We start from the raw sequence: 24,734 nt of genomic DNA, 5'->3' as shown, positions 1-24,734 counted from the left end.
CGGCGGAGAGCCGGTCCCGGGCTTTCCTCGCGCTCGCGCAGGACAGGCCGGCTAGGCGCTGGGCTGGAGCTCGGCCGCGTTCTCCTTCGTGCGCTCTTCGTTCATGAGCACGCGCAGCTTGCCGATGAACAGGCTCAGGGCGATCCCGCAGACCACGGCCAGCAGGCCCAGCCCCAGGTAGTACGTGCCGCCCAGCACCGGTTCCAACCGGCTGACCTGGGCACCGACGGCGTCTCCCGCGGCGGTGGAGAGGAAGAACAGCCCCATCATCTGCCCGGCGAAGGCCTTGGGCGCGAGCTTGGAGGTCATCGACAGGCCGACCGGGCTGAGGGACAGCTCGGCGATGGTCAGCAGGAGGTAGACGCCGATCAGCCAGAGCAGGCTCACCTTGACGGTGCCGCCCTCGGTGGCCGCCGAGGCGGCCGACATCAGGACGAAGGAGAGACCGGCCACGACCAGCGCGAAGCTGAACTTGGCGGGGGTGCTGACGCGGTTGCCGAGCTTCGTCCACATCAGGGCGAAGACGCCGGAGAACAGGATGACCATGACCGGGTTGGCCGCCTGGGTCCATCCGGCCGGGATGTGGAAACCGGAGAAGTTCAGGTCGACGTCGTGCTTGGCGAACAGGGTGAGCGTGCCGCCCGCCTGGTCGAAGATCATCCAGAAGACGGCCGAGGCGATGAACAGCCACATGAAGGCCGTGAGCTTGGTGCGCTCGTCGCCGACGATCTGGTCGCGCTTCACCACGAACATGTTGATGAAGTAGAGGATCGGGACGACGACCGCGAGGGCCGTCAGCACGTAGGTGACGTTGTCGACGCTCAGGGTGCCGGTGGCCGCGGACGCCGCGACGGCGGCCACCACGACGACGGCCCCGATCGCGATCCACTTCACCATCGCGGCCCGGTCGGCCGCGGTCAGCGGCTGGCCCGGGGCCTTGCCCGCGTCACCCAGTCCCTTCTGGCCCAGCACGTAGGAGACCAGGCCGAGGGCCATACCGAGAGCGGCGACACCGAAGCCGATGTGCCAGGACACGACCTCACCGATGTAGCCAACGACGAAGAGCCCGATGGCCGAGCCGATGTTGATGGCCATGTAGTAGAGCGAGTAGCCGGCGTCGCGGCGGGCGTCGGTGTCGTCGGCGTAAAGCTTGCCGACCATCGAGGTGACGTTCGGCTTGAGGAAGCCGGTGCCCACGCAGACCAGGATCAGCCCGCCCCACACGAACAGGTCGCCGAGCTGGATGGCCAGGGAGATGTGGCCGAGCATGATGATGATCCCGCCCACCAGGACGGTGCGGCGCTGGCCGAGCACCCGGTCGGCGATCCATCCGCCGGGCAGCGTGGCGAAGTAGCTCAGCGCCATGTAGAGGCCGACGATGGCGGTGGCGGTCCCGGTTCCCAGGCCCATGCCGCCCTCGGCAATGGCCGCCCCCAGGAAGAGGACGAGGATGGCGCGCATTCCGTAGAAGGAGATGCGCTCGTTGAGTTCGGTGCCGGCGAGGGTGAGCAGCCCTCTGGGGTGTGTGCGCAACGGGTTACGCCTTCCTTCCCCTGTGGTCGCGTGTGGCTGGACCCGACCCACGGGTGCGCCCGTATAGCACGGCATGCGACAGCATCCGGCCGCGCTGGTCGAACCCTGTGGTGCGGGGGTGTCGGAACGCAGCCCCGGGGACGCCTTCCGTGCAGGGCGACCTCGCGAGACGCCGCGGCCTCGCAGGGGAACTACGAACTCGTTTGAGAAATATACAACTTTATGTCCGAATCACCGAACGGAGTTCGAGAACGGCGCCGCTGAGGCTGACACACCCGCACTGAGCACGACAAACACCGGTGCGGCGGGATCCGCGCCCCCATTGCCTCGGAGAGATACATTAGGGTAGCCTCATCTAATAGACGACGGGTGTCGACCTCAGCACGGGGGCCGGTCGACGTGTCTTCCCCGTCCACTTCCCCGCCTCTGGGACGTTCCGGAGTCTGCCCGCAGGACCGCATTGCCTTCCGCACGGCATCCGCGCAGAAAGGTCGACGCATCCGCATGACCATGACGCAAGCCCCGCTCCAGGCGGTGGTCGATGCCTGTGCGCCGCTGAAGTTCGCGCCGCTCCCCGACATCCGGATTAAGCGGGTCTCCTCCGTGCGCGAACATCCCGGCAGCGAGCACTGGTACCGCACGGACCTCATGGTCGCCGAGGGCGTGATCGGCCCCCTGTTCGACCAGCTTGTCGCCCAGCACGGCCCCGGACACAAGCTGCCGGCCTCCACCCACTTCCTGCGCGCGCTGCTGCGCGAACCGATCTTCCTGGACTCCGCCGGCCTCTACCTCACCGGACGCGCCGTCCTGCTGGACCCCGAGCACCTCTGGTTCCCCTGGCTGTCCAGCGGAACCTTCGGCACGCCCACCATCACCAGCTCGCGAGTCGCCGTCACCCCCGATGACCCCGCCGTCGGGCACCCCGACGCCGTCGTCGTCCAGGACGAGGCGGCGCTGGATCGGCTGGCCGCGGAGCACATGGTCCGGACCTTCGCCCCGATCATCGACGCCGTCCACGCCCACACCCGTGTCGGCCTGCGTACGCTGTGGGGCTGGGTCCTCGACATCGTGCACTTCTACATGCTCAACCCCGCCCGGTTCCTGGGCCAGGACGCCGAGGACGCCTGGAAGCGCGCGGGCCGGCTCGGCGACGCCCTGATTGAGGCGGGCGCCGTCACGCGCGCCCGGCCCCGGCTCTTCCCGTTCTGGGACAACCACCCGCGGGGCACCTGGGCGGTGCGCGGGACCTGCTGCTTCGACTACAAGGACGACCCCGAGCACGGGTTCTGCACCACCTGCCCCCTCAAGTGCGACGCCGACCGCCGCGCCGAGCTGCAAGAGTGGATCCGCAACCCCGCACTGGCGCCGTAGCGGCAGCACCCGCGGGTCAGCTCGTCAGATCGACCCTCACCGGCGGGTCCGGCGACAGCAGGTCCTTCATCTCCAGGTAGTCCGGGCGGACGTCCGCGGGGATGTCGTAGACGAGCCGGCCGTCCACCGATTCGCCGGGCTGGATCCGCTGGAAGAACTTGTCCCGGTTACCGAGGTAGATCTCGGCCTGGGGATCGTTGGCGTAGCGCTCACCGTCGTCCCCGATGAGCACCTGCCCGGGACCCTCGAATTTGGTCGGCGACTTTCCGAGATTCTTCACGGAGACGTTCACGATGACGTACTGGCCTTCGGCGTCCTTGCGCAGGGGGTCACTGCCGACGCTCATCACCCCGGTCTGCACCCCCGTCACGGTCATCCGCAGGTGCCCGGAGACGACAGGGTCGCCGATGGCGCCGGACGTCGCCCCGGTCGGCATCGGCCCCTCCGGCGTGTACTCGATTCCCGGCTCGATGGCGTCATCGCCGATGCTGATCAGGACGACGACGCACCCGGCCACGAAGAGGGCGAGCAGGACGGCCACGACGCAGCCGACGCCGAGAATCCTGCCCCACGGCCTGGGCTGCTGCGGCTGCTCCGGGCCGTCGGGCGGACCATCGGGGGACGGACCGCCGGGAGGCGGCGGCCCAGGATGGTTTCCGTCCGGAGACTCCCCGGGCGGCGGATGGTGGGTCATGCGAAACACCCCTCGTCGACCCGACGGATCCCGTGCCCCAGCGGTTCACTTCGGGATCCGGCGCGTGCCCATCCCGCACCATAACCATCACGAGCACCCGCCACACCGGATGCGGAGGCGTGTTGTCGCGATCGAGAGAAACCTTTTGACCGGGGGGTGACGCGAACGGCGCACACTTCGGCGGAGATCACCTGTTCCCATAACGCCAGCGGAGAAAATCGTGTTCGCGCTCCATACGCCGCATCTCCGCGTAGAGTCCGTCGGGGTCGGGCGCCGAGACGACCACCCCGCCCGTCGGGACCGGCCAGCGGGCATATGCCCAATAACGGCGGGTGTAATACCCCCACAGAACCAGCCACATACCCTGCTTCTGCCACTCGATGTGCGCCGCGACCTGCCGCTGGTCTGAATCCTCACCGTTCATCGCGATGGGTGCATACCCGCGCGCCCACCCGCGTGCTCACCTGTCCTCCGGGCCGGATGTGGTCATCAGGGGGGACCCGTGGCACCTGTGACGGCCGGCACCTCGGCTGAGGCGCACCGGCCGCCGTTACTTTGCCGCTGCTCGCAGCGCGTTCAGGCCCGCTCGCGCGGGCGGGCGGGGGCCGCGGTCGCGGCGCCGGAGACAAGACCGGAGCCGGGAACCGGTTCGGCGGCGTCGTCACCGAGGTGCACGATGCGATTGTCGGCGTCGACGTGGACGACCTTGGGGGTGTGCTGGGCGCGCTCCGACTCGTCGACCTCGACGTAGGACATGATGATGACCAGGTCGCCGGGGTTCACCAGGTGCGCCGCCGCTCCGTTGATACCGATGACGCCGCTGCCGCGCTCGCCGGTGATGGTGTAGGTGACCAGACGGTTACCGTTGTCGATGTCGACCACATGCACCTGCTCGCCCTCGACGATGTCGGCCGCCTCCATGAGGTCGGCGTCAATCGTGATGGATCCGACGTAGTGCAGGTCGGCCTGGGTCACCGTGGCGCGGTGGATCTTTCCGTTGAACAGTGTGCGACGCACGTGCTTCATCCTCAGCTGTGTGATGCAAGGGGACTACAGGCCCCGAAGGGTCCCGTGAACTCCTCCATCATGGCCCCTACCGCGCCGTGGGCGCATCCCCGGGGGCCGTTCCCCTGCCGGTCTACGGTCCGCTGACCGGTCGAACGCGCGAATGGGCGCTGGTGTTCCGCCCCGCGTGTCCGGCCGTGAGCAGGGACGCCGTCCGGTCGGCCGTCTCCGGGGCGCAGACCGCGCACACCGGCGGCGTGTGTGCCAGCGCGCGGGCCATGCGGTCGGGATGCTCCGGGTCCAGTGCGAGGTGGGCGGCGCCCGTCCGCATGACGGCGACCAGGGCGAGGACGAGTGCGGGCGAACGCGGCAGCACCACCGCGACCGCAGTCCCCGGCCTGGCACCGCGTGCGGTGAGGTCGCGCGCGAGTCGGTCGACGCGCTCGTCGATCTCGGCGGCGGTGAGCCGGGCCCCCGCGGCGGCGAACGGCAGGACGGCGGGTCCGGTGCCGGGGCGCTCCTGGCTCACCCGCCGCCGGGACGCCAGGGCGCCGATGTGCGGAGGGGTGTCCTCCCGGCGAGGTGCGCTGTTCATGTGGATCTCCAGGCGGGGTGGGATGTGCCACGGTGGACGGCGGCGGTGCGGGCGGCCCCGGCGGCGCGTGCGGGTCGGGATGCCCCGCCCGCGGCCGACGGCGATCGCTCGGGCAGGATGAGGATGACGCCCGACCGCCCGCCGCCCCGGCGTTCTCCACCGGGTGTGGTCTCCAGGTCGCCGACGGGGCGGCGCGGGGCGGCGATGCCCTGGGACAGCAGCCGCAGCAGGCGCGCGGCGATCGTGTCGGCGGCGGGGCGGGCGAACCGGTCGGCCGCGTACCGCAGGGTCAGGATCGACCGGCCCTCCTCCGGTTCCTCGACCACCGCGAAATCCAGTTCGCCGCGCGGGGCGGAGCAGCCGTCATCCTCGATGGCGGTGTCCAGGCCGAAGAGGCGCCGCGGACGCTCCGGCCGGGTCACGTGCTCCACCGTCACGTGGAACAGCGGCGCGCGGTCGGGCGAACCGGACGGGACGGGGGTGCACGCGTCGGCCACCTGGTCGAGCGGAAGGTCGGCGTGAGCGCGGGCCGTCCGGGCGCGCCTCTGGAGGCGCTCCACGACGTCGCCGAACGAGGGCGTGCCGGAGAGATCGGTGCGCAGGACGACGGGCCGCTGGAACATGCCCACCGCGTCGTCGAGCGCCTCGTCCGCGCGATCGTTGATCAGGGCGCCGAGGGGGATGTCGTCTCCCGCGCCAAGGCGGTGCAGCAGGACGGCCACGGCGGCGCCGATCACCGTCGCCGGCGTCGTGCCGTAGTTGCGGGCGAAGGTGGGCACGCTTCGGGCCAGGTCGGAAGGGATCTCGGTGCGGACGACGCCGACCGGGTCGGTGGATGCGGCCGGGTCGCGGGCCGGGGGTGCGGTGTCCTGCTGGTGACCGCCCCTGTCGGGAACAGCGGAGGGGAGGTGGGGCAGGGTGACGGCCGCGGGGAGGTCGGCCAGTTCCCGTCTCCAGAACGCGCGCCGTTGGGCGGCCCAGCCGCTGGGGCCGTCCTCCGCGCCGAGCAGCGCACGCTGCCGCGCCGCATAGTCCGCATACCGCAGGGGCAGCGGCGGCCAGGTCGGTGCCGTGCCCGCGCAGCGGGCGGCATAGGCGGCCTGCAGGTCCCAGAGGAACGGGCCCTGGGAGTCCGCGTCGACGGCGATGCGGTGGAAGAGGTGGAGCAGAACGTACTCACCGGGGGCGACCGTGAACAGGACCATCCGGAATGGCGGCTCCGAACGCAGGTCGAAGGGGCGGCGGACCGCGGCGTCCAGAAGCGCTTCCGCGTCGCGGCCCACGGCATCGACGACGTCGAGCGGATCGCGGACGGCGTCCGCGTCCAGGATCTCCAGCCAGGGTTTCCCGTCCCGCTCGGGGTAGCGGGTGCGCAGGGGCTCGTGCAAGCCGACCACATCGCGCGCGGCCAGGCGCAGGGCGCCGGTGTCGAGGTGGCCCCGCAGCCGTATGACCCACCACCCGTTGTCGGGCTCCTGTCGGTCGCGCGTCCGTCCGAGCTCACGCACACCGCGCTGCCCCGTCGACAGGGGGATGACGGGGCCCCTGGCCGCTTCCGCCCGTCCCCGTCCGGAGACACGGAGGGCACTTGCGGGCCCGCAGGGGATCGGCGCATGGGGACTCGGGGCACCGGGCGGCTCCGCCGCGGCGTCGGCGCGGTGCCGACTCTGGCATTCGGCGTCGGTCAGGACGTCGATCTCACTGATCGGCAGGTCCGGTGCGACCAGCATGGGTACCAGGACCTGCTTGAGCCGTTCCGCCGGGCCGGGGTCCTCCCCCTGCCCCGTACCGCGCAGCAGGCGGCGGAGGAGAAGCGTGGGGGGCGTCTGCGCGCGAAGCCGCCCGGCGCGATCGGCGGCACGGGCCCGGGCCAGGGCTTGGCGCGAGGTGGGATCGCCGGAGAGGTCGACGCGGTACGGCGGCGCGGGGGCGGTGGGGAGATCCGCGGCCGCGCCCAGGCGGTGCAGCAGGATGGCGATGGCGGTCCGCAGGAACACGGAGGCGCTGACGCCGTGGTCTTCCGCGGCCCGGCACACGGCCCGGTGGGTGGCGGGGTCCACGCCGAAGGCCCGAATCGGCGCCTCGTCGTCATCGTCGGTCGGGCACGCGTCGGTCACGGTGGCGGTCATCGGACGCGAGATGTCCGGGTGGCGATGGCGACGAGGGGGTCGGCGGTTGGTGCCGCGCCGTGGGACGGTCCACGCCTGACGCCGGTCAGGATGCCGGTGGACACGGGCTGCTGCATGGGGGTCACTGGGGTCCTTTCGGGTGACAAAGGCCAAGCAAACCTTACTAAGGTTACGCTTACCTAACCAGCCAACCGACAGTCTTCGCTTCGGATACATCTGGTGTCAACCCACAGAAACGCGACAAACCCCTCATAGGCCGGCTCCCGGCCCGTCGCGCCCCTTCTCCTGCACACGCCGCTTATGGCCCCGTCGTTGCGCCACGACCGTCCCGCGGATCGCCGCTTCCGGCGGCGCTACCTCTCCTCCAGCCGGGGGAAGACGACCTTGTTCAGCACCAGCGTCACGGCGGCGGCCATCGGGATGGCGATGAGCGCACCGACCAGCCCCAAGACAGCACCGCCGAGCAGAGCGGCGGTGATCGTCGCGGTGGGCGCCACGTCGACCGCGTGCCGCATGATGCGCGGGGCGATCACGTAACTCTCGATCTGCTGGTACACGATGAAGAACAGCAGCGTCACCGCGCCGAGGACGAGGTCGCCGACGCCCACCACGATGGTGGCGGCGAGCGCGCCCAGCGTGGTCCCGATGAGCGGAATGAGCGCGGTGACCCCGACGATCAGCGCGAGGGTAAGGGCGTAGTCGGAACCGATGAGCGCCAGGAAGACCAGTGCCACGACACCGCCCATCAGCGCGATCAGCAGCTGGCTGCCGATGTAGGACCCGATGCGCTCGATGATCTCGTCACCCAGTTCACGCACGCCCGCCCGGCGCGAGCGCGGCACCAGCCGGTAGCCGACCTCGGTGATGCCCGGCAGCGAGGCCATAAAGAACAGCGTGAGGACGAGGATGGTGAACGTGGCGATGAGCGAGTTGAGCACCGCCTGTCCGATGCCGAACACCCCGCCGAACACCTGCTGCCCGACGTTGGGGTCGGTGATGAGGGACTGGAACTTCGCCAGCAGCCCGAAGCGCCGGTCCAGGTCGGCCATCAGCCGGTTATCCTGCAGCTGGTTCGCGTAGTGGGGGACGCGCGAGATGAAGTCGCCGACCTGCTGGGTGAGCGGTGGCACGATCGCCCAGATGAACACGGCGACGAAAGCGATCAGGGCCACGCAGATGATGAGGATGGCGCCCCAGCGAGGGATCCGCCGCCTGCGCAGCGACTCGACGATCGGATTCAGGCCGACGGCGATGAACAGCGCCACCAGGATGTAAACGAAGATCTCCTGCGCCCCGACGAGCGCTTGGAAGAGCAGCCACGCGGCGAACACACCCAGCGCGCCGGTGAAGCCGAGCATGAAGAAGTTGAGGCGTCCCCGCCCGGTGCCGACGGGGGTCCCGCTGGTCGGCGGCGCCTCGCGGGCCGCGCCCGGCGCTGAGGGTTCCCCGCTCCGCCGGCCGCCCGATTCCTCGTCCGGTTCTTCCCCCGAGACAGCGGATCCGCGCGGCTGGTGCGCCGGCTCGGGCCCGTCCTCTCCCCCACCGTGACTCGCCCCGGCCCCGTCTCCTGCCCCGCTCCGCCCGTTTGCCACGTCCGCCTCCAATTGATCACGAGAACCGGCGCATCAACGCTAGCCAACGGCCCCGGTCGACTCGACGGAGGCACGCGACACCCCGTCCTTCCCTCCCCGGGCCATCCGCATACGGAGCGTAATCTCATCGATGTCGGAAACCCTCACCGGCATTACGGCTGAGAAGTTGCCTTTCCGGCGCTCGGCTCGACGTGCGGAGGGACGCACACCAACGGAGAACGGGGAAAAGACGCATGCAACCCACCGGAACTCTCGCCCGACGGATCGCGGCGGCCGGGGCCGGGACCGCCATGGCGCTCACACTGCTCGGCGCCGCGCCAGCGGACGCCGACCCACAGGTGCGCGGCGGCCCGGAGCACCGGGACGACAACGACGATCCCAAGGACGACACCCCGAAGGACGATGCCCCCGAAGACGACGGCTCCGAAGACGGCACCCCCGAGGTCCACGACCCCAAGGACGACGACCCGAAGCACGACCCGTGGCTGTACGACCCGGCCATCATCGAGGGCGGCAAGGTGGGCTCCTCGACGAAGACCGAGTCCGGGACCATCCACATGGCCTACGGCACCTACCTGGGCGTCGAGTATGCCTGGGCGTGGGTGCAGGATCCCGCCAACCCCGACGAACACCTCACCCTGGACGTCGATCTCGACGGCGATCGACAGTGGGACGACGCACGCTACGTACGCCTCGGCGACCGCCAGTACACCCCCGCGTATCCCACCGCGAAATTCCAGGAGCGGGCGTTCCAGGCCTGCGTGCTGACGGACACCACCAAACCGTGCGAGGAAGACTTGCGCACCCCCTGGTGGTAAGGCGAGAGGCTGTGGCACGGTGGCGTGCGCCACCACGACACACGAATGAAAATGGTTTTCATTTCGTGTAGGCTGCTCTTCTCGTCCACAGCACCCGACCGAGGAGACAGCCCGTCATGTCCCGCGTCTGCCAGGTCACCGGAAAGCACCCGGCCTCCGGCAACAACATCTCGCACTCCCATCAGCGCACCAAGCGCCGCTTCGAGCCCAACATCCAGAGCAAGCGCTACTGGCTGCCCAGCGAGCAGCGCCACATCAGGCTGCGGGTGAGCACCAAGGGGATGAAGGTGATCGACAAGCGCGGAATCGAACGCGTCGTCGCCGACATCCGCGCACGTGGAGAGCGGGTCTGAGTCGTGGCGAAGAAGAGCAAGATCGCCCGCAACGAGCAGCGCGCCCTGGTGGTGGCCAAGTACGCCGAGCGCCGGGCCGAACTCAAGCGGATCGTCAAGAACCCCGACACCGACCCGTCAGCGCGCGCCAAGGCGGTCCGCGAGCTCAACACGCAGCCGCGGGACGCCAGTCGCACGCGGCTGCGCAACCGTGACTCCGTGGACGGCCGCCCCCGCGGTTACCTCCGCAAGGCGGGGGTGTCCCGCATCCGGTTCCGCGAGATGGCCCACCGGGGCCAGCTTCCCGGCATCCGGAAGGCGAGCTGGTAACCACCGCTCCACGCCATACTCGTGCCGCCGCTCCTCCCTCGCGGCACGCCGCACCGGCCCGGACTCCGCCCCGTCCCGGAGTCCGGGCCGCGTGCTTCCCCGGCCAATTCCGGCCACGCGTCTTCGCTGGCACCATCGATCGTTTTGCCAGCCGCCCTCAGTGAGAGTTATCTTTTTGATTCGGCGCGGTTTTTCGGCTGAGCGCCGCAGCTGGCGGCATCTGATGGAACGGAAATTAATAGCATAATGGATTCGGACTCGACCCAGGTAATGACCAGGACTGGGGAATTCACCTTTGAATCGGCCTCCACGCCGCAGTGGGAGGCGGAGGTTCGCGCGCGGCTCGCGGCGTGCGTCCACCGTTTCTCCGGCCCCCTGTCCGACCTGATCGCGCGGGACGCCAACGAGGGCGATACTCGTATGTTGGTCGCGGATTTTCTCAGTGAGGGGCTCAATTACAGCAAGTACGGTGAGCTAACGACCGAATACCGCACCTCCGGGGAATCCATCGATTATGGGATCCTGCTCGGCGACCAGGTATTCGCGTTCGTCGAAGTGAAGCAGTGCGGCCAGGAACTCGACCACCGGAGTCTGCGCCCGGCGAAGTCGCAGGCCGACAAGGACGGCGTCGAGTGGGTGCTACTCACCAACGGCCGCCGGTGGCAGATGCATCACATCGGCGCCGGGGAGACGAGTGGCAGCGGGCTCGTCTTCGATGTGGACCTGCTGGACGCCGAGGAGGCACAGGAGACCCTCGACCTGCTGTTCCACCTGAGCCGCGAGGCCGTCGAGGACGGTCGGCTGGATGACCTGCGCCGGTGGCGCGAGGCGCTGGTGGCCGAGCAGCTGGCCGACGCGCTTCTGGCCGACACGGTCGTTGAGGCGATCCGCGTCGAGGTCCGCCGCCGGACCGAGCACGCCGGGCATCTCGGCGACGCCGACGACATCGTGCGCACCCTCCGCGAGGACGTCATCGCCCGGGGGCTCCTCGGTTGAGGATCCCCGTGGGGGATTCGCGGACGGGACCGTCCTGACCCGTGGCTCCGCGCACCACCGGCCGCCCGGTGGTGCGCCACCCCGGGAACGTGGGAAACGTGGACGTGGAGTCCTCGCGCGCTCCCGCCGTCATGACTCGACGTGCAGGACGCCGCCTTCCGAGGACGGCCGCGGTGCCGGGAGCTCCTCGTCCTCGTCTTCGTCCTCACCGACCGTGGGCGGCACCTCCTCGGCGACCTCCTCGGAGATCCCGAGTTCGTGGCCGACCTCGGCCTCCTCGATGACCAGTTCCTCTTCAGGCGGGTCGTCGATATACCTCTGGTAGAGGCTGATCTCCGATTCCTGCAGGTCGTTTCCCAGGTCATCGGTTCTGTCGTCGGGCATCCTTCCCCCCTCGGCTGACACCCTGAAACCTCTGCCCTGTACATTCCCCATTCCGACATCCACGACAAACCCCGCCCCGCCTTTCTCGCGGCGCCACAGGTCTCCCATAGCCACCACGGGTCAGGCGCGCGGCAGCCGCAGGGTGAACACCGCACCGCCCAGCTCCGGGCTCTCGCCCGCCTCGACCTGGCCGCCGTGCGCGCGGGCGACCTCACGGGCGATCGCCAGGCCCAGCCCGCTGCCGCCCGGATCGCGGCGGCGGGATTCGGAGAGGCGGGAGAAGCGCTCGAAGATCTGCTCGCGGTCCTCGGGGGCGATGCCGTGCCCGTCATCGTGGACCCGCAGGACAGCGTCATCGCCCTCCGCGCCGACCGTGACGAGGATGCGGTTCTGGGCGTGCCGCTCCGCGTTGGCGAGCAGATTGACCAGGAGCCGGGCCAACCGCAGCCGATTGCCCGCGACGACGGTGCCGGGCGTGAGCGCGGTCGTCACCTCCTTGGCGGTCACCCTGCCGCGGACCTCCCTCGCCGCGAGTTCGGCCAGGTCGACGGATTCCCGCGCTGTGGCGACATCGGCGTCCAGACGGGCCAGTTCGAGGAGGTCGTTGACGATCCCCTCCAGCCGCTCGATGTCCGCCAGCGCGCCGCGCAGTGTCTCGGCCACCTCTTCGCCTTCGGGCTCGGAGAGCTGGAGCTCCAAGCGGACACGCAGCCCGGCGATCGGATTGCGCAGTTCGTGTGAGGCGTCGGCGACGAAACGGGCCTGGCGCTGCATCGCCGTCTCCAACCGGTCGAGCGTCGCGTTGGCGGTGCGCGCCAGGTCGGCGATCTCGTCACCCGTGTCGGGCACGGTCAGGCGGCGGTCGAGCTCTGAGGCGGTGAGCCGTTCCAGGTCAGCGCGGATGGTCTCCACGGGCCGCAGCGTCCGGCCAACGCCCCACCAGGTCACCCACCCGACCACGGCCAGGACGACCAGCCCGAGCACCACCAGCATGAGTTCCAGCACGATTCCCGACAGCACAGCGGGCTGCCGCGCCGCCGCGTAGACCATCACATCGCCGTAGGCGCTCTTCTTCTCGCGGAACCCGACCACCGTCAGGCATCCGGCGACGGCAGCGGATGTGCGGCACACGGTAGTGTCGATACGGAAGTCGCCGTTCTCCGGCCGGGCGTGGGTCAGTGGGGCGTAGCCCTGCAGCGTCGCGCTAGCCGCGACCACCCGACCGTCCTCGTCGACGACCTGGAGGCGCGTGACACCGCCCTGGGCCGGGATGGGGCCGTCGATACGCCGCTGCTGGGCCAGTTCCACGACATGCCGCGCCGCCGCGGCGGTGCGGTCGGAGATGTCGCGCTGAATGGCGTCCCGGGTGATCAGCGACGCCCCCGTGATGGCCAGGACGAGGGCGGCGCCGACCACGACCACCGCTCCGACGGTCACCCGTGACCGGATCGAGCGGGGGCGCCGTTCGCGGCGGCGGGAGACGTCCGCGGGCATGACGGAGTCGCCTTCCTGCACTGGCAAGCCCCTCCCATGGTTCGGGTCGTCCCGATGCCGCCCCACCGACCCGCGGGGTAGGCGAACGTTGAGAACTCGGCGTTAGAGAAAATTTTTGCCTACCGCCCAGTCAACCTCTGATTACGACGTTACCCCCCGTGTGGCCGTAGGGAAGCGATCAGCGGCCGCCACGCCGAGTCGGCGTCGGGCGCCACCGACACGGCGCGCAGCACCGGCGCGCTCCCGGCCCGACGAGAACAGGGGCGCACTCCCAACGCCACGGGCGTCCGAGGGTGGTTCTCCGCCCGACCGGCCGCCCGTGCGCCACGCGCGTCGTGTCAGTCGCGGGTGCGGTCGGGCCGGTCGCCGTTGGGGTAGGGCAGCAGCGCCATCTCGCGTGCGTTCTTGATCGCGGCGGCGATCAGGCGCTGCTGGCGAGCGGTGACGCGGGTGACACGACGGCTGCGGATCTTGCCCTTGTCGGAGATGAACTTGCGGAGGAGATCGACGTCTTTGTAGTCGATGTAGTCGAGGTCGTGCAGCGGGTTGGCGAATCTGCGCGAGGTCTGCGGCCTCCGGCGTTGCGACGCCATAGGAGAAGGTCCTTCCTGTGTGTTCTGGGTGGGAATGCGTCGGGTCGACGGCGCAGGCGGGCCACGCCGTCAGGACGTGACGTCCAGCAGCTCGGCGAAGGGGTCGGCGGCGCCGTCGAAGGTGAGCGAGGTGTCGGCGATCTCCTCCTCGGTGAGCAGGCAGGAGTCGAGGACCTCGACCAGACGGTCGGTGTCCAGGCCGACCCCGGTGAAGGAGATGCACTGGCACCGGTCGCCGCAGTCGGGCGCCCAGTCGAGTGTGGCGGCCGCTTTGCGGTGCTCGGAGACGAGCGCCCAGGCGGCGTCGGGCAGCGCGGCCAGCCACGGACCGGCGGGCTGCAGGGCCAGCGACGCCCCGGCGGCGTCCCAGACCAACATGGTGTCGGGGTGGCTGGCCAGCCAGAACCGGCCGCGGCTGCGCAGTGAGACCGCGACCACGTCGTCCAGCGCGGCGTGCAGGCGGCCCGGGTGCAGGGGGCGGGAGCGCCGCCAGGTGACGGTGCGGACGTCGCCCATCTCGCAGCGGTCCGGCGGCTGGGCGGCGGTCGGGTCCGTGCGCGCGGCCGCCGCGACAGGATCGAATCCGCCGTTGGTGAGCGCGTGCAGCGCGGAGCGCTCGGTGGGGACGACGGCGGCGGCCGGGTTGAGCTGGACGAGCACAGCGGTGCACTGCTCTGCTACCCGGGGGTCGCGGTCGCCGCCGTCCAGCGCGACGGCGGTCGGGTACTCGATCTGCTCGGCGAGCACCTCGGCGACGGTCCGGTCGTCCGCCTCCGCGACGGCGAGGCCGCGGTCGACCATGTCCTCATCGGTGGACAGGTCGGCGATCAGCCGGTCGGCGGCGACAACGGTGATGACCGAGGAGAGACGCAGCCAGTCGGTCACCGGGCGGCGGTTGACGACCGTCCCCGTCAGCGCTTCGGCGATGGGGCGGGGTTCGACGCCGTCCCAGGCCTCGACGATGTGGGTGGAGTATTCGCCGCGTTCGGCCAGTTCGCAGAGCAGGGGGATCAGGTCCTCGCGCAGTGTGCAGGAGACGCAGGCGTGGACGAGGTCGACCCGGGTCCGGTCGACCTCGCCCCAGCGGTCGCGCGTCACGCGCTGCACCTCGCCGTCGGCGATGCGGCTCAGGTCGTGGTGGATGGCGATCGCCCGGGGGTCGGCGTGGAGCAACAGGTCGACGGCGGCGGACCGGGCCGCGCCGTGCAGCCCGGCTACGAGGACCACCCGGGCGGGCAGGGCCTGGGGCATGTGGGGTTACCTCGACTTTCGGGTGATGAAAATGATTATCGTTATCTTACAACGCCGCCGACACCGCCGACACACGCCCCCACCGGCCGCCCCGCGCGGCCGACACCCCCGCGGAATCCCGCGACTTTGACGCGTGAGCACATAAGGTCGTTGAGAAATTACTTTTAGTGACCACGCCATCGACTGGTGCACCTCAGGAGACCGACCATGCGCACGCCCTCCTTCGCGAGCGCCCTCGCGACGCTCGCCCTCGCAGGGGGCCTCGTACCGACCGCCGCCACCCCCGCTGCCGCCGACGCCCCCGCCCCCACCGACAAGCGCCCGGACGCCGTCCTCCACTTCTTCCGCGCGGAACCGACCCTCACGGGCCAGGCCCCCGTAGCGCACGAGTACGTCGGAAGCCTGATCTGCGGCCCCGACAGCGGTGATCACCCCCGCGCCAAGGAGGCCTGCACGGCCATCCGCCAGGCCTCCGGCCATCTCGACCGGATCCCGCGGCGCGAGGGGACCTGCACCCTGGAGTACCGCCCCGTGCCCATGGAGGTCTTCGGTGTCTGGAAGGGCACCCCCGTGCACCACGCGCGGACCTTCGGCAACCCCTGCCTCGTGGGAGTTGAGGCCGCCGGGGTCTTCGACTTCTGATACCCGCGCCCACCAGGACCGGCGCCGCCCTCTCCCGCTTGGAGGGCGGCGCCGTGGTCGTCCCCGTACGCGGAGCCGGGTTACTCGTAGGGGTCGGGCGGGTTGTCGACCTCGGTCATGGTGTCGACCGAGAAGCGGTGGTCGCGGACGGACTGCAGCTCACCCTCGGGCTCCACCCAGGTGCCGCGGACCGTCCACCAGCTGTCCTTCTCCGGTGCCTCGGTGTTGGTGATCAGGACCCGGTTGACGACCGCGTCGGCCGCGCAGCACGCCATCTGGAGCCGCGCCAGGTACCAGCCCTCGCCCTGCTCGTTGGGGACGACGAACCCGGTGAGTTCGATCGGGCGCCCGGCCATCTCGCGTTCCTCGTCGGTCCAGGCACGCAGGACGAACTCCTGGAGCTCCAGCTTCGCGGGCGTCGCGGGATCGGTCTCCGCCAGGGCGTCGTCGTAGCGTCCGCTGTCGTCGCTGTCGGCGCGCGGAGCGGTGGGCTCCGGGGACGACGACTGGCTGGCGGTGAATGAGCCCAGGGCGGGCGGTGCGATGACGAACACCGCGACCACCGGTGCCAGGAGCAGCCAGGACACCCCTGGGGCGTTGCAGTGGTCGTGGGCGTCGTCCTCGCTCGGGATGGGACCGTGGTCGCCGTGCGTCCGCGCGGCGGCGCGGACCTCGGCGACGACGACCCAGACGCCGAGGAGGACCAGCACCGCACCCGACGCGGCCAGGAACGGCCGGAAGTAGGCCTGGACGTAGTTCAGGTAGAGGTCGGATACCACGGTGCTGCTCAGCGCCGCCGCTCCCAGCAGCACCAGCACGAGTCCCTGCGCGATCCGGTTCACGGCAGCAGACCTCCGATCAGGAAGCTGAGGAGGAGGGCCACGCCCAGGCACAGCGGCACGAAGCGCAGCACGAATCCCCAGCCGAACGTTCCCGCCTGCATCGCGATGAGTTTGAGGTCGACCATCGGGCCGACGACCATGAAGGCGAGCTTGGCCGTGGGAGAGAACTCGGTGAGGCTGACCGCGACGAAGGCGTCGGCCTCCGAGCAGATGGACAGCAGGATCGCCAGCAGGGCCAGGACGAGGACGGAGACCACCGGCATACCGGCGACGGTCAGCAGCCATTCGCGCGGCACCAGCACGTTGAGGCAGGCCGCCACCAGAGCGCCCACCACCAGGTATCCGCCCGCGTGCATCAGGTCGTGCAACATCGACTCGCGGAACACCGCCCACGAGGACGCGGACGCGTCGTGGTGGCGCCGCGGCGGGCGCAGCCAGTCGGCCTTGCCGAAGCGCACCCACACCCACCCCACGAGGATGGCCGCACCGAGGGAGGCGACGAACCGCGCCGCCACCATCTCCGGCTGGCCGGCGAACGCCACAGCGGTGGCCACCATCACGACGGGGTTGATCGCCGGGGCCGCGAGCAGGAACGTCAGTGCGACAGCGGGGGCGATACCGCGCCTGACCAGACCACCGGCGATCGGCACCGACGCGCATTCGCAGCCGGGCAGCAGCCCGCCGGCCAGTCCGGCGGCAGGGACCCCCACGGCGGGGTTGGCGGGCATGATGCGCTGGTAGAAGGACGGCGGCACGAAGGCGGTCAGCGCCGCGGACAGCGCCACGCCGAACACCAGGAACGGCAGGGCCTGCAGGCTGATCGCGGTGAAGATGGTGGCCCAGGCGAGGAACGCCTCGCTGGTGAGCCGGTCGGAGAGCCAGGCGTTGCCCAGGGCCAGGGCCGAGATGAAGACGGCGAACATCCACACGGTCGCCGTGCGCCGTGGTCCTTTCGGCCGCCCCCAGTCGGAGGGGGGAAGGATGTCGTCGTGGGTGTCCCAGCCACTGACCAGGGAGTCGCCGAGAGAGGAGGGGGTAGCGGGTGCGCTTCCCGGCGGCCTTTCGGGCACAGTGATACTCCGTCAGTCGTCGGTTCGCTCCCGAGGCACCCTACCGGAAATCGTTTTCAGTTGTGTCGGGACATGCGGAAACGGCACGAGGGGGAGCACTGCTCCCCCTCGTTCGCCGGTGACGGCGGCGCGCTCAGGAGCGCGCGGCCGGGCTTCCGTGCTCGTCCGATTCGCTGCCCCAGCACTGCACGCCGGTGAGCTGGGGGTAGTTGCCGCGGCTGAACACGGGGTCGATCCCCTGGCGGCGCTGGTCGGTGTAGTCCTTGAGCAGGATGAAGGCGATCCCGCACAGCGGCGCGAGGGCGATGAGGTTGATCGTCGCCATGACGCCCATGGACACGTCGGCCATGTTCCACACCAGCTGCAGCGGGGCGAACGACCCGATGAAGACCATGGCCAGGACCAGCAGCCGGTAGCCGGTCATGACCCCGGGCTTGGCCGACAGGAAGGCCAGGTTGGACTCGCCGTAGTAGTAGTTGCCCAGCACCGAGGTGAAGGAGAGCAGGAACATGATGATCGTGAGCGCGTGCACGGACCAGGTGCCGAGGTTGGCGGCCAGGGCGCCCTGCGTCATGGCGATGCCGACGTCTTCGCCGTAGGTCGGGTCGGACAGCAGCACGATGAAGGCGGTGACGGAGCAGACGAGCAGGGTGTCGAAGTACACCCCGAGCGTCTGGACCAGCCCCTGCTTGACGGGGTGGGTGACAGACGCGGTCGCGCCCGCGTTGGGGGCCGACCCCATGCCGGCCTCGTTGGAGAACATGCCGCGGCGCATGCCGTTCATGATCGCGGCGATGAGGCCACCGGTGACGAACTCCTTGAAGCCGAAGGCGCTGGCCACGATGTCGGAGACGATGGCCGGCACCCGATCGATGTTCATCCCGATGACGACCAGGCCGAGGAGGATGTACACGATGGCCATGAAGGGCACGAGGGCCTGGGCGACGTGCGCGATGCGCCGGACACCGCCGAAGATGACCAGGCCGGTGATGAGGACCAGGACGGCACCGATTCCGACCTCCAGCCCGCGCCCGGTGGCGAATCCGAGGGAGTCGGCCGATTCGACGATGGAGTCGGCGATGCTGTTGGCCTGCACCGAGTTGAAGACGAAGGCGAAGGTCACGGTGATGACGACAGCGAACAGAACGCCCATCCAGCGCTGCTTGAGGCCGTGCAGCATGTAGTAGGCGGGGCCACCGCGGAACCCGGTCGATACCGGGACCTTGTACAGCTGGGCCAGGGTGGACTCGACGAACGAGGCCGCGCCCACGACCATCGCCATCAGCCACATCCAGAAGACCGCGCCCGGTCCGCCGAGCGTAATGGCGACCGCGACGCCCACGATGTTGCCGGTCCCGACGCGCGCCGCCGCGGAGATGGCGAAGGCCTGGAAGGAGGAGATCTCCTTCTTTCCGTCAGGGGCGATCCCGGGCTGACTGCGGATGACCCGGAACATCTCGGGCAGCAGCCGGAGCTGCACCACGCCGGAGCGCACGGTGAAGTACACCGCGAGCACCAGCAGCAACGGGATGAGCAGGAAGGTCCAGAAGGCATTGTTGAGCGTGACAATGCCGTCGTTCAGTGCGTCCACGCGGTGACTTTCTCCTTCGAGAGGGCACGGCGAACTCCACCCACGGACGGGGTGAACGCGATGCGGGCGGTCTGCGGTGGGTCCTGTGCCAAGGGAGCGGCCGACGGATCGGCGGCCCGGTGGTGTCCCGGCCCCGTTGCGTCCATCTTCGCCCCGACAGGTGGCTTTGCCCTAAATCGACACGCGTGAGGACGCCACGGCCCCGCAGAATGACGACAATAACACCAATCTGAGTGCTATATCCCGTTCATCCGTATTGGCAGGGGGTACTGATGCGCAGCTGATGCGTATTCGTGTCCGTTCGGAGCGCGGGAGCACGGTACGGCCGCCCCGCGTCCCCCGCTGCACAGCGTTCGCGCCACAGGAGCGCGGGTCGGCCGGGCGGATCGCCGCGGAGCACAGCGCGCAGCGGGCGCCGGCCACCCGGGCGTACCAGCACACGGCGACGGCCGCCTCCCCCTGAATAGGAAGGCGGCCGTCATTCCGTGATCAGAAGCGATCAGCCGCGCGGAGCGCTGACGTCCCGGCGGTCGCCGCGGTGGGACGAACGCCCACCGCCGCGCCGGTCATCACCCGGGCGTCCGCTACCCCGGCGGTCGCCGTCGAAGCGGCGGCCACCGCCGCGGTTGTCATCGCGCCGGTCGCGGCCGAAGTCACCGCCCCCGCGGTCGTCGCGGAAGGGGCGGCGCTCGCCGTCGAACCCGCGGCCACCGCCGCGGTTGTCGCCGCGCTGATCGCGGCCCCCGCGATCCCCCGCCGGGCGGCGGCGGTCGCCGCGCGGGCCGCTGAACCCGTTGCGTCGGCCGCGCGGACCGCCGCGGCCGCGGCGCTGGCGCTCCGGCTCCGGCGGCTCGATCCACGGCTCCCAGGACGGCTCGCGCGCCCCGGTGATCTCGGAGAGCAGCTCGTCACCGGGGTTAACCATGTGCTGCTGGGCCTCCACCCCGGCATCGCCGAGGAGTCGGCGCGCCATGCGACGCTGGTTCGGCGCCACCAGGGAGACGACCAGGCCGGACTCTCCAGCGCGCGCCGTACGGCCACCGCGGTGCAGGTAGTCCTTGTGCCCCGTGGGCAGGTCGACGTTGACCACCATGTCGATGCCGTCGACGTGGATGCCGCGCGCGGCGACGTCGGTGGCGACCAGCGCCTGGACGCGTCCCTCACGGAACTTGGCCAGCGTCTTGGTGCGCACGCTCTGCGTCTTGCCGCCGTGCAGCGAGGCCGCGGGGACACCCGCGTTGACCAGCTGCTCGCTGATGCTGTCAGCGCGGTGCTTGCTGCGCACGAACAGGATGGTGCGCCCCTCGCGGGCGGCGATCAGGGTAATGACCTTGTTCTTGTCGCGGGGCAGCACCTTGAGCAGGTGGTGCTCCATGGTGGTGACCTGCGAGACCGGCGGGTCGACGGAGTGGGTGCGGGGCTCGTTCATGTAGCGGCGCACGAGCTTGTCCACGTCGCCGTCGAGCGTCGCGGAGAACAGCAGCGTCTGGCTGCCGGACTGGACCTGGTCGAGAAGCTGGCTGACCTGCGGCATGAAGCCCATGTCGCACATCTGGTCGGCCTCGTCGAGCACGGACATCCGCACGGCGTCGAGCTCGACGGCGCCCTGGTCGATCAGGTCGGTGAGTCGGCCCGGCGTAGCGACGAGGATGTCGACACCGCGCCGAAGCTCGTTGATCTGCCGGGTGTAGGAGCTGCCGCCCACCACGTCGCCCACGCGGGCACCCAGCACCTGGGCGTAGGGCCGCAGGGCGTCGCGCACCTGGTGCGCGAGCTCACGGGTGGGGACCAGCACGAGTCCGCAGGGGCGGCGCGAGGCGGCGCGGTTCTCGGCCGCGTGAGCCAGCAGGGGGAGGCCGAAGGCCAGGGTCTTACCGGATCCGGTGCGGCCACAACCGAGGACGTCGCGTCCGGCGAGTGCGTCGGGGATCGTCGCGGCCTGGATCGGGAACGGCTTGGTCACGCCGTTCTGCGCCAACTTCTCGATGATCCCCTCGGGCAGGCCGAGGTCAGCGAAAAGCGGGCATGCTTCATTTTCCGTCAAGTGACGTAAACCTTCCTCATCAATCGGCGGCGTTTCGAGGAAGGCTCCGCAACCCTACGGGCACAGCGAAGAAATCACACAAACGCGCCGGAAACGCGACTCGGGGGTGATGGAAAGATTCCCCCGGCGCCGAGCGGCCCGGCGCGCCGGATGCGCGCAGCATGAATTGACCGCTTGATGCAGCGTACTAGAACTCATCCCACAACGGGGGCGCGGCCCGGCGAATTCCCGGGTGATCCACGCCTCCCTCGCCCGGCGGCTGCGGCCGGGGTACCCCGGCCGCAGCCGCGCCTTGTCAGCCTCCGAGCTGTCGGGCGAGAGCGTTGAGCCGATCGGCCTGCGCCCGCCGCTCGGCCACGATCTGCTCCTCCAGGCTGTTGTGGGGGGCCTGGAGCAGCAGTTCCTTGGTCGCGGCGGCGGCCTCGGGCGAGGTGGCGAGCAGCGCCGACACCAGGTCCCGCACGGCCGAGTCCAGTTCCGAGCCGCCGACCACGAGCTCGGCGAGCCGGAGCTCGCGCGCCTCGGCCGCGCCCACGGTGCGCGTCGTGAGGCACAGCTCGATGGCGCGGCTCACCCCGACGATGTCCACCAGCGGCTTGGTGCCGGTGAGGTCGGGGACCAGTCCGAGCGCGGGCTCCTTCATGCACAGCTGCGCGTCGTCAGCCAGCACCCGCAGGTCGCAGGCGAGGGCGAGCTGGAACCCTGCACCGATGGCGTGGCCGCGCACCGCCGCGATCGACACGATGTCGGGTCGGCGCAGCCAGAGGAAGCCCTCCTGGTACCCGGCGATCGTCGCGTCCAGGGCCGAGCGGCTCTCGGCGTCGTCCCCGATGTTCTGCAGGACGGATGTCTCTCCTTCGACACCCTCCGGGGAGAACATGGCGAGGTCGATGCCCGAGGAGAAGGTTGATCCTTCACCATCAACTACAACAATTCGGACAGATGGGGGCAGCGTGTGGCCGACATGGGCCAAAGTCGTCCAGGTGCGTCCCGTCATGGCGTTGCGACGCTCGGGGCGGGACAGGGTGATCTTCGCGACCGCGTCCTCGACCTCCAGCCGCAGCCCGGCCGCCGCCAGATCGTCCTTCGAGGGGAGTGCCGTCTCCACCATGTCCTGCCTCCGCACATCCGCTGCACCCGGCCCGCCGGGCGCGCCTTCGGTTCACCTTCGACGGTCGCCCACCCTAGTCCGCCGGCACTGGCGGGCTCCGATGGGGGCCGCCCCAACCGGGAGCGATCACCGCGTGATCAGCCGCGACGGGTCGCACCGCCACGACCACGCAAAGTCACGCCCGCTTCCGTGAGAAGACGGTGCACGAACCCATAGGAACGCCCCGTCGAGGCGGCCAGTGAGCGGATGCTCTCGCCGTCGTCATAACGTCTCTTGAGCTCACTCGCGAGCTCAGAGCGCTCGTTGCCCGTCACGCGGGTGCCTTTTCTCAAGGTCTCGGCCACGAGTTCCTCCTGTGTGCTCTCAGTGATCGTGTAGCGACATTGCAGACCATGATCAGCCATGGCGACGCGACTGGCTACCCATCAGCAGCGGCACACCGGAGTGTCGAGCGAGAGGGCGGATTTCGGGCCGTAGATAACCCCGGCCGAAACCGGAAGTGTGTCAACCCAAGGGCCTATAAGAACGTCCGTGTACGCCGGCCGGCCGCCCGCGCCCGGGCGGCCCCGCGTCCGATGCGGCTCAGGCCAGGGCGATGAGGTCGGCGAACTCGGCGTTCCAGATGTCCTCGACACCGTCGGGCAGCAGGATCACCCGTTCCGGCTGCAGCGCGTCGACCGCGCCCTCGTCGTGCGTGACCAGCACGATGGCGCCCTTGTAGTTCCGCAGCGCGGCGAGGATCTCCTCGCGGCTGGCCGGGTCGAGGTTGTTGGTGGGCTCGTCGAGCAGCAGCACGTTGGCGCTGGAGACGACCAGCGTGGCCAGCGCCAGGCGGGTCTTCTCACCGCCCGAGAGCACCGCCGCGGGCTTGTCGACATCGTCACCGGTGAACAGGAAGGAGCCGAGCGTGCGCCGTGCCTCCACCTCGGGCAGGTCGGGGGCGGCGCTCATCATGTTCTCCAGCACCGACCGGCCGGGGTCGAGCGTCTCGTGCTCCTGGGCGTAGTACCCCAGGCGCAGCCCGTGCCCCTCGATGACCCTGCCGGTGTCGGGACTCTCGACCCCGGCCAGCAGGCGCAGCAGCGTGGTCTTGCCCGCGCCGTTGAGGCCGAGGATGACCACCCGGCTCCCGCGGTCGATGGCCAGGTCCACCCCGGAGAAGATCTCCAGCGACCCGTAGGACTTGGACAGCCCCTCGGCCATGAGGGGGGTGCGCCCGCTGGGGGCGGGGTCGGGGAAGCGGAGTTTGGCGACGCGGTCGACCTTGCGCTGCCCCTGCACCGAGTTGAGGATCTTCTCCGCGCGGTTCTCCATCTGGTGGGCCGCTCTGGCCTTGGTGGCCTTGGCACGGAACTTGTCGGCCTGCTTCTGCAGCGCGCTGGCCTGCTTCTCGGCGTTGGCCTGCTCGCGCTTGCGGCGCCGCTCGTCGGCCTCGCGCTGGGTCTGGTAGGCCTTCCAGCCCATGTTGTAGATGTCGATGACGCAGCGATTGGCGTCCAGGTAGAAGACCTTGTTGACGACCTCGTCGACCAGGTCGACATCGTGGCTGATGACGATCAGGCCGCCCTGGTGGGACTTGAGGAAGTCGCGCAGCCAGACGATCGAGTCGCCGTCGAGGTGGTTGGTCGGTTCGTCCAGCAAAAGGGTGTCGGCCCCGCTGAACAGGATGCGCGCCAGCTCGATCCGGCGGCGCTGGCCACCGGAGAGCGTACCGAGCGGCTGGCCGAGAACCCGCTGGTCGAGGCCGAGGCTGCTGGCGATGGAGGCGGCCTCCGACTCGGCCGTGTATCCGCCGAGGATGTGCAGGCGCTCCTCGGCCCGCGCGTAGGCGCGCACGCCCTTGTCGCGCGTCTTCTGGTCGTCGCTGCCCATCTTCTCCTCGGCGACGCGCATCTCGCGGAGCGCGTCGTCGATCCCGCGCGCCGAGAGGACGCGGTCGAGGGCGATCTCGTCAGGGTCGGCGGTGCGGGGGTCCTGCGGGAGGTAGCCAATGGTGCCCGTGGAGGTCACCTGCCCCGCTGCGGGGAGCCCCTCTCCGGCCAGGACCTTGGTCAGCGTCGTCTTCCCGGCGCCGTTGCGGCCGACCAGCCCGATACGGTCACCGGCCCCGACGCGAAAGGAAGCGGACTCCAGCAGCAGCCGGGAGCCCACACGCATTTCCAGATCAGAAGCGATCAGCATAGGAGTAGAGGAACTTTCTCTCTAACGAGGGTGTGCGGCGGCGTCATCGGGCGCACTCGGTCATGGCCGGGGCCGAAGGGAACGGGACGGGGGATCAGTCCGGAATCACACGCACGGGCTCAACAGTATCCGCAAC

The 24,734-nt window shown here is 70.0% G+C and carries 24 protein-coding genes; 6 read left to right on the top strand and 18 right to left on the bottom strand.

Translation table 11 applies throughout. The features are described 5' to 3' along the window. Positions 1–51 precede the first annotated feature (51 nt). Positions 52–1,533, bottom strand: coding sequence for a peptide MFS transporter (locus tag ABD259_RS06690; RefSeq protein WP_344160857.1), 1,482 nt, complete (start codon positions 1,531–1,533; stop codon positions 52–54). Between the two features lie 504 nt (positions 1,534–2,037). On the opposite strand from ABD259_RS06690, the gene ABD259_RS06685 reads away from it, so the two are divergent. Further along, complete coding sequence (locus ABD259_RS06685) at positions 2,038–2,904, top strand: (2Fe-2S)-binding protein (RefSeq protein WP_425573488.1); 867 nt, start codon at positions 2,038–2,040, stop codon at positions 2,902–2,904. 16 nt (positions 2,905–2,920) lie between these two features. Here the strand turns inward: ABD259_RS06685 and ABD259_RS06680 are convergent, their stop codons facing one another. The 6 genes from ABD259_RS06680 to ABD259_RS06655 all read right to left on the bottom strand — a co-directional run bounded on the left by ABD259_RS06680 (position 2,921) and on the right by ABD259_RS06655 (position 8,919). Further along, positions 2,921–3,598 carry a DUF4352 domain-containing protein gene (locus ABD259_RS06680; RefSeq protein WP_344100217.1) on the bottom strand — a complete coding sequence of 226 codons (678 nt, stop codon included), beginning with the start codon at positions 3,596–3,598 and terminating at the stop codon, positions 2,921–2,923. A gap of 187 nt (positions 3,599–3,785) precedes the next feature. Continuing rightward, positions 3,786–4,022, bottom strand: a complete 237-nt coding sequence (locus tag ABD259_RS06675; RefSeq protein ID WP_344100215.1) for a hypothetical protein — start codon at positions 4,020–4,022, stop codon at positions 3,786–3,788. A 152-nt stretch (positions 4,023–4,174) separates the two neighbouring features. Further along, the gene (panD, locus tag ABD259_RS06670; RefSeq protein ID WP_344100213.1) at positions 4,175–4,615 is read right to left on the bottom strand and encodes an aspartate 1-decarboxylase; all 441 of its coding nucleotides are present in this window, start codon (positions 4,613–4,615) and stop codon (positions 4,175–4,177) included. 121 nt (positions 4,616–4,736) lie between these two features. Further along, positions 4,737–5,198, bottom strand: coding sequence for an AMP-binding protein (locus ABD259_RS06665; protein ID WP_344100211.1), 462 nt, complete (start codon positions 5,196–5,198; stop codon positions 4,737–4,739). Beyond that, a complete protein-coding gene (locus ABD259_RS06660) occupies positions 5,195–7,327 on the bottom strand; it encodes a condensation domain-containing protein (RefSeq protein ID WP_344160855.1) in 2,133 nt (710 codons plus the stop codon). The genes ABD259_RS06665 and ABD259_RS06660 overlap by 4 nt, the downstream gene beginning before the upstream one ends. A gap of 353 nt (positions 7,328–7,680) precedes the next feature. Beyond that, a complete protein-coding gene (locus tag ABD259_RS06655; protein WP_344100207.1) occupies positions 7,681–8,919 on the bottom strand; it encodes an AI-2E family transporter in 1,239 nt (412 codons plus the stop codon). Between the two features lie 233 nt (positions 8,920–9,152). On the opposite strand from ABD259_RS06655, the gene ABD259_RS06650 reads away from it, so the two are divergent. From ABD259_RS06650 to ABD259_RS06635, 4 genes are all read left to right on the top strand, one after another. Beyond that, positions 9,153–9,737, top strand: a complete 585-nt coding sequence (locus ABD259_RS06650; RefSeq protein ID WP_344100205.1) for a hypothetical protein — start codon at positions 9,153–9,155, stop codon at positions 9,735–9,737. A 116-nt stretch (positions 9,738–9,853) separates the two neighbouring features. After that, positions 9,854–10,090 carry a 50S ribosomal protein L28 gene (rpmB, locus tag ABD259_RS06645; protein WP_344100203.1) on the top strand — a complete coding sequence of 79 codons (237 nt, stop codon included), beginning with the start codon at positions 9,854–9,856 and terminating at the stop codon, positions 10,088–10,090. 3 nt (positions 10,091–10,093) lie between these two features. Then, a complete protein-coding gene (gene rpsN, locus ABD259_RS06640; protein ID WP_344100201.1) occupies positions 10,094–10,399 on the top strand; it encodes a 30S ribosomal protein S14 in 306 nt (101 codons plus the stop codon). Positions 10,400–10,669: 270 nt separating this feature from the next. Next, the gene (locus ABD259_RS06635; protein WP_344100199.1) at positions 10,670–11,395 is read left to right on the top strand and encodes a hypothetical protein; all 726 of its coding nucleotides are present in this window, start codon (positions 10,670–10,672) and stop codon (positions 11,393–11,395) included. 129 nt (positions 11,396–11,524) lie between these two features. Here ABD259_RS06635 and ABD259_RS06630 read toward each other — a convergent pair whose 3' ends face one another. The 4 genes from ABD259_RS06630 to ABD259_RS06615 form a co-directional block, all read right to left on the bottom strand. Continuing rightward, on the bottom strand, positions 11,525–11,779 hold the full coding sequence (locus ABD259_RS06630; protein WP_344100197.1) for a hypothetical protein: 255 nt from the start codon (positions 11,777–11,779) through the stop codon (positions 11,525–11,527). A 120-nt stretch (positions 11,780–11,899) separates the two neighbouring features. Next, a complete protein-coding gene (locus ABD259_RS06625) occupies positions 11,900–13,294 on the bottom strand; it encodes a sensor histidine kinase (protein ID WP_344100280.1) in 1,395 nt (464 codons plus the stop codon). 317 nt (positions 13,295–13,611) lie between these two features. Next, the gene (rpsR, locus tag ABD259_RS06620; RefSeq protein ID WP_344100195.1) at positions 13,612–13,866 is read right to left on the bottom strand and encodes a 30S ribosomal protein S18; all 255 of its coding nucleotides are present in this window, start codon (positions 13,864–13,866) and stop codon (positions 13,612–13,614) included. 69 nt (positions 13,867–13,935) lie between these two features. Then, positions 13,936–15,117: a CobW family GTP-binding protein gene (locus tag ABD259_RS06615; protein ID WP_344100193.1), complete on the bottom strand. Its 1,182-nt coding sequence runs from the start codon at positions 15,115–15,117 to the stop codon at positions 13,936–13,938. Positions 15,118–15,324: 207 nt separating this feature from the next. On the opposite strand from ABD259_RS06615, the gene ABD259_RS06610 reads away from it, so the two are divergent. Beyond that, positions 15,325–15,759, top strand: coding sequence for an SSI family serine proteinase inhibitor (locus ABD259_RS06610; RefSeq protein WP_344100191.1), 435 nt, complete (start codon positions 15,325–15,327; stop codon positions 15,757–15,759). An 80-nt stretch (positions 15,760–15,839) separates the two neighbouring features. On the opposite strand, the gene ABD259_RS06605 is transcribed toward ABD259_RS06610, so the two are convergent. From ABD259_RS06605 to ABD259_RS06575, 7 genes are all read right to left on the bottom strand, one after another. Continuing rightward, a complete protein-coding gene (locus ABD259_RS06605) occupies positions 15,840–16,601 on the bottom strand; it encodes a TIGR03943 family putative permease subunit (RefSeq protein WP_344100189.1) in 762 nt (253 codons plus the stop codon). After that, positions 16,598–17,671 carry a permease gene (locus ABD259_RS06600; protein WP_344160852.1) on the bottom strand — a complete coding sequence of 358 codons (1,074 nt, stop codon included), beginning with the start codon at positions 17,669–17,671 and terminating at the stop codon, positions 16,598–16,600. Before ABD259_RS06600 ends, ABD259_RS06605 begins: the two co-directional genes overlap by 4 nt. A gap of 133 nt (positions 17,672–17,804) precedes the next feature. After that, the gene (locus tag ABD259_RS06595) at positions 17,805–19,262 is read right to left on the bottom strand and encodes an alanine/glycine:cation symporter family protein (RefSeq protein WP_344160849.1); all 1,458 of its coding nucleotides are present in this window, start codon (positions 19,260–19,262) and stop codon (positions 17,805–17,807) included. Positions 19,263–19,761: 499 nt separating this feature from the next. Beyond that, a complete protein-coding gene (locus ABD259_RS06590) occupies positions 19,762–21,306 on the bottom strand; it encodes a DEAD/DEAH box helicase (protein ID WP_344160847.1) in 1,545 nt (514 codons plus the stop codon). A gap of 295 nt (positions 21,307–21,601) precedes the next feature. Continuing rightward, on the bottom strand, positions 21,602–22,417 hold the full coding sequence (locus tag ABD259_RS06585) for an enoyl-CoA hydratase/isomerase family protein (protein WP_344160844.1): 816 nt from the start codon (positions 22,415–22,417) through the stop codon (positions 21,602–21,604). Positions 22,418–22,554: 137 nt separating this feature from the next. Next, complete coding sequence (locus ABD259_RS06580; RefSeq protein ID WP_344100179.1) at positions 22,555–22,761, bottom strand: helix-turn-helix domain-containing protein; 207 nt, start codon at positions 22,759–22,761, stop codon at positions 22,555–22,557. 238 nt (positions 22,762–22,999) lie between these two features. Next, positions 23,000–24,598 (bottom strand): ABC-F family ATP-binding cassette domain-containing protein, encoded by a 1,599-nt coding sequence (locus ABD259_RS06575; RefSeq protein ID WP_344160842.1) that lies wholly within the window; start codon positions 24,596–24,598, stop codon positions 23,000–23,002. Positions 24,599–24,734: the final 136 nt, after the last annotated feature.

The organism is Nocardiopsis rhodophaea, assembly GCF_039530945.1.
GTDB lineage: Bacteria > Actinomycetota > Actinomycetes > Streptosporangiales > Streptosporangiaceae > Nocardiopsis_C > Nocardiopsis_C rhodophaea.
Note: the sequence above shows the minus strand (reverse complement) of the source record. Positions and strands in the feature narration are given on the sequence as shown.

What these genes read in the sequence shown, in the direction of transcription:
- ABD259_RS06685 (WP_425573488.1), top strand. Translation starts at nt 2,038, where the DNA reads ATGACCATGACGCAAGCCCCGCTCCAGGCGGTGGTCGATGCCTGTGCG.
- ABD259_RS06680 (WP_344100217.1), bottom strand. Translation starts at nt 3,598, where the DNA reads ATGACCCACCATCCGCCGCCCGGGGAGTCTCCGGACGGAAACCATCCT.
- ABD259_RS06675 (WP_344100215.1), bottom strand. Translation starts at nt 4,022, where the DNA reads ATGAACGGTGAGGATTCAGACCAGCGGCAGGTCGCGGCGCACATCGAG.
- ABD259_RS06665 (WP_344100211.1), bottom strand. Translation starts at nt 5,198, where the DNA reads ATGAACAGCGCACCTCGCCGGGAGGACACCCCTCCGCACATCGGCGCC.
- ABD259_RS06660 (WP_344160855.1), bottom strand. Translation starts at nt 7,327, where the DNA reads ATGACCGCCACCGTGACCGACGCGTGCCCGACCGACGATGACGACGAG.
- ABD259_RS06650 (WP_344100205.1), top strand. Translation starts at nt 9,153, where the DNA reads ATGCAACCCACCGGAACTCTCGCCCGACGGATCGCGGCGGCCGGGGCC.
- rpmB (WP_344100203.1), top strand. Translation starts at nt 9,854, where the DNA reads ATGTCCCGCGTCTGCCAGGTCACCGGAAAGCACCCGGCCTCCGGCAAC.
- ABD259_RS06635 (WP_344100199.1), top strand. Translation starts at nt 10,670, where the DNA reads ATGACCAGGACTGGGGAATTCACCTTTGAATCGGCCTCCACGCCGCAG.
- ABD259_RS06630 (WP_344100197.1), bottom strand. Translation starts at nt 11,779, where the DNA reads ATGCCCGACGACAGAACCGATGACCTGGGAAACGACCTGCAGGAATCG.
- rpsR (WP_344100195.1), bottom strand. Translation starts at nt 13,866, where the DNA reads ATGGCGTCGCAACGCCGGAGGCCGCAGACCTCGCGCAGATTCGCCAAC.
- ABD259_RS06615 (WP_344100193.1), bottom strand. Translation starts at nt 15,117, where the DNA reads ATGCCCCAGGCCCTGCCCGCCCGGGTGGTCCTCGTAGCCGGGCTGCAC.
- ABD259_RS06610 (WP_344100191.1), top strand. Translation starts at nt 15,325, where the DNA reads ATGCGCACGCCCTCCTTCGCGAGCGCCCTCGCGACGCTCGCCCTCGCA.
- ABD259_RS06585 (WP_344160844.1), bottom strand. Translation starts at nt 22,417, where the DNA reads ATGGTGGAGACGGCACTCCCCTCGAAGGACGATCTGGCGGCGGCCGGG.
- ABD259_RS06575 (WP_344160842.1), bottom strand. Translation starts at nt 24,598, where the DNA reads ATGCTGATCGCTTCTGATCTGGAAATGCGTGTGGGCTCCCGGCTGCTG.